At 60.3% G+C, this 3,504-nt stretch carries 3 protein-coding genes; 2 read left to right on the top strand and 1 reads right to left on the bottom strand.

All coding sequences use genetic code 11. The features are described 5' to 3' along the window. The first annotated feature begins 162 nt into the window (after window positions 1-162). On the top strand, window positions 163-1,062 hold the full coding sequence (locus WB528_RS09895; RefSeq protein WP_423888238.1) for an IS3 family transposase: 900 nt from the start codon (window positions 163-165) through the stop codon (window positions 1,060-1,062). Between the two features lie 78 nt (window positions 1,063-1,140). Here the strand turns inward: WB528_RS09895 and WB528_RS09890 are convergent, their stop codons facing one another. Beyond that, on the bottom strand, window positions 1,141-2,904 hold the full coding sequence (locus WB528_RS09890; protein ID WP_423888237.1) for a molybdopterin-dependent oxidoreductase: 1,764 nt from the start codon (window positions 2,902-2,904) through the stop codon (window positions 1,141-1,143). A 265-nt stretch (window positions 2,905-3,169) separates the two neighbouring features. Here WB528_RS09890 and WB528_RS09885 point away from each other — a divergent pair. Next, on the top strand, window positions 3,170-3,504 hold a 335-nt coding region (locus WB528_RS09885), incomplete at its 3' end, for a hypothetical protein (RefSeq protein ID WP_423888236.1).

The following is a 3,504-nucleotide window of genomic DNA, read 5'->3' as shown; positions in this document are numbered from 1 at the left end:
GCCCTCGGACGAGCTGAGGAAAGCGCAGGCGCGGATCGCCGAACTCGAGCGGGTGATCGGCCGTCAGCAGGCGGACCTGCATTTTTTTCGCGAAGCCTTGCGGCTTTGGGACGCGACGAGCCCGGACGGCGGCGCGCCCATCTCTATGCGGTCATCGAAACCATGATCGCGCTCGAGTCGCAAGGCTTTCCCCAGGACGACGCCAACATTCGGCGCCTGTGCGCCCTCGCAGAGGTGTCGCGCGCCGGCTACTATCGCCATTTCGGCCCGCAGCGCTTAGCGCGCGAGGACGCGGACTTGCGCGATTTGATCCAACGCGCCGCGTTGACGAACCGCCATTACGGCTATCGGCGCATCGCCCACGCGCTGCGCCGGCAGGGCCTGATCGTCAACGCCAAGCGCGTGCTCAGACTGATGCGCGCGGATAGCCTGCTCGCCCTGCGCACGAAGCCCTTCGTCCCACGCACCAGCGACAGCCGGCACGGCTTCGCGATCCGGCCGAACCTCGCGCGCGGCCTTTACCCCACCGGCCTCGACCAGCTCTGGGTCGCCGACATCACCTACATTCGGCTCGCCGAGGACTTCGTCTATCTCGCCGTCGTCATCGACGCATTCTCGCGCAAGGTCGTGGGCTTTGCGCTCGCCAACCATCTGGAGGCCTCGCTGGCCTTGGAGGCGCTCGACCAAGCCATGGCCGCGCGAAATCCCGCACCCGACAGCCTCATTCATCACTCCGATCGCGGCGTGCAATACGCATGTTGCGACTATGTCGAGCGGCTGGAGGCGCGGAAAATCGCCATCAGCATGAGCCGGCCCGGCAACCCTTACGACAACGCTAAGGCCGAAAGCTTCATGAAGACCCTCAAAACCGAGGAGGTGAACGGAAAAGCCTACGCCGCCATCGAAGACGCTCGCCGGCAGATCGGCGAGTTCATCGAAACAATCTACAATCGAGAGCGCCTGCACTCGGCGCTCGGATACAAACCCCCGGTCGAGTTCGAAGCCGAACTGCGGCCAGTCGCGCCAACGCCAAACCAGGACGAAGCGCTGTCACCCAATTAGCATGTCTCACCGATGGGGTGCAGTCCAGTAATTCGTCATTCAATTCTGTAATTCGTGATTCTGTAAATACTGCGGGTCTCAAATCGGCATGCGGTATCCATAGAACTCATGATCTTCGTTATAGCCGCCTTGGCCGGCGCCGAGGTGGGCGAAATCGTGGACAAACTCGATCGCCGCGATCCACTTGACCATCTTGAAGCCTAATTCGTTCTCGTTGCGCAGCCGCAGCGGCGCGCCATGAAGCACGCTGAGCGGCGCCCCGTTCATTTCATAGGCGAGAATGGTCAATTCATGGCGCATGTTCTGCAGCTTGTGAACGTCGTAATAGCCGCCGCCCGCCGAGCCTTCGGAGAGCGAATAGAAGACCGCGTAGCGTGCATCGGCTGTCGGCTTTACAATATCGAGGATGTGGCGCATCGGAACGCCGCCCCATTTGGCGACGCCGGACCATCCCTGAATGCAAAAATGTTCGGTGATCTGTTCCTGCTTCGGCATCGCCTTGATCTCGGCATAGGTGAAGGTCTTTGGGTTCTCGACCAGCCCGCTCACGCGGAGCCTGTAGTCGACGAAGCCGCTTTTCACGAATGAATCAAACTCTTCAGAGTTTGGCAGCGTGCCATTGGGCCACAAATACGATGAGATCTCGGGACCCGTGTACTGAGTTTTCGGATTCTCCCATTCCGCGACAGCCATAAGGGGACCGACCACGGTTTGACCGATCTTCTGAACCAACCGGGCATGTCCGATTGTGAAAGGCGAGGCGAGCCCCCAGCTCACGATCGCCAGGACCATGGCGCAGCTCCAGATCAAAAGTCCGTTCCAGGATTTGTCGTTCACGCCGGCCCACATGTAGTTCAAGTTCTGTCGCGCCCCGGTGATGAATACCAGCGTCACATGGACGAAGATGAAAAACAGAAACCAGCACAGCACGCCGAAGTGGATCGTCCGGGCCGCCTGCCGATTGAGAACCCTCGCAATCCAGCCCATGTGGTTGGCGATCGCCGGACCCTGCATCAGGCCGGTTACGACCGCCAGCGGGGCGGCGACAAACACCGTGATGAAGTAGGCAAGCTGTTGCAGCCCGTTGTAATTCGTCCAGCTATGATCAACTGGAAATTGCAACGACAAATACTGAAGCGCCGTCGAAAGGGCGTTGGGGAATACCGCCCAGGTGGTCGGCACCAATCGGCGCCACTGGTCCGTCGTGAATAGCAAAACATAAAAAATCATGCCGTTGACTACCCATAAAAGATCGAAGGAGAAATGCCACCAGCGGGCGAGCCCTATCGAGTGACGAACGCCGGGAATGCCGAGCCACCCGGGGATGGTCACGGAATCATCTTTCGACGTCCAGACTCGGTCCTTCGGAACGTCATGCTGGAAGCGAAACCAATCCGTGCCCGGCGTGCAGTCCCGCCGCCAATAAAGGCGCGGATGATCGGCGAGGATCTGAATCCCTGCGCGGATGATGAACATCATCAAGAAGAAATTGAAGAAATGCAGCAATCGCAGCCACAAGGGGAAGCCCGAGTACACCGCCTCCGAGGATGGGGTTTCGCCGGGGTAGCGCGCGATGAACGCCTGCACGCCGGCCATCGTTCGCAATTGCTGGGCCACCGCGATTCCGAGGATCAGGAGAACCACGACCAGCGGAGCCGCCCACAGCACATTGATCGATCGGCCGCCCAGCCGGATGCGCGGGATCACGCCCTGCTGCGGGGGTAGCCAGTCGCTCTGACGAATACGGTCATCCGCGACGCTTAAGCTTGTCGCGTCATGCGCCTGCGGAGCTTGACGAGGCTCCTTCGCACGGGCCGCCGCGGTCTTACGAGCCTCCTTCACACGAGGCTCCCCTATCCGAAGTAATTCTGATGTTCATCGGCGCCGCTCTGCGTTGCTTGTCAATGGCCCGCGGTGGCGTCGCCGAGACCCAGGATCACGATCTTGCCGCCCACAACTTTCGTTGGCCGAGGAGTCAAGGTATAGCCGGTCGCTACGGCAATTCTTTGGCGCGTTCGCGTAGATCAGGTCCCGTTTTTGCTGGAAAATTGTCGGAGGGCAGCGGTTGGATTTGGGATGAGGATCGCTTGGTGAACTCCTCGTTCAGTTGCTGGCGCATATCGGCGAGTTGCTTGAGTTCGAACTCGCCGACGGCGGGCCTTCGTTAGGAATGGTTGGGGCGCGTCAGGACAGCCAACATGACCTTGAGCACAGGCTTTTTTTGCCGGAGTCATGCGAGATGACCTTGGAGCGGCGGCGATCCTCGCCGAACAATCTTTCGAGCAGGTCGGTGGCGCCGGCCTTGCGATGGGCGATCGGCAAGCGCAGCGGGGCGACGCAGGTCTCGAACGCGTCCTCGAAACAGGCCACGGATTTGGTTGGCGCGACCGTCCCTGCAAAATGCGAATCCTTGTTACGGGCGGGCAATCAACAGAGTAGTCT

It is taken from the genome of Bradyrhizobium sp., from assembly GCF_049586575.1.
Classification (GTDB): domain Bacteria; phylum Pseudomonadota; class Alphaproteobacteria; order Rhizobiales; family Xanthobacteraceae; genus Bradyrhizobium.
This window is presented reverse-complemented; position numbering and strand designations above follow the sequence as displayed.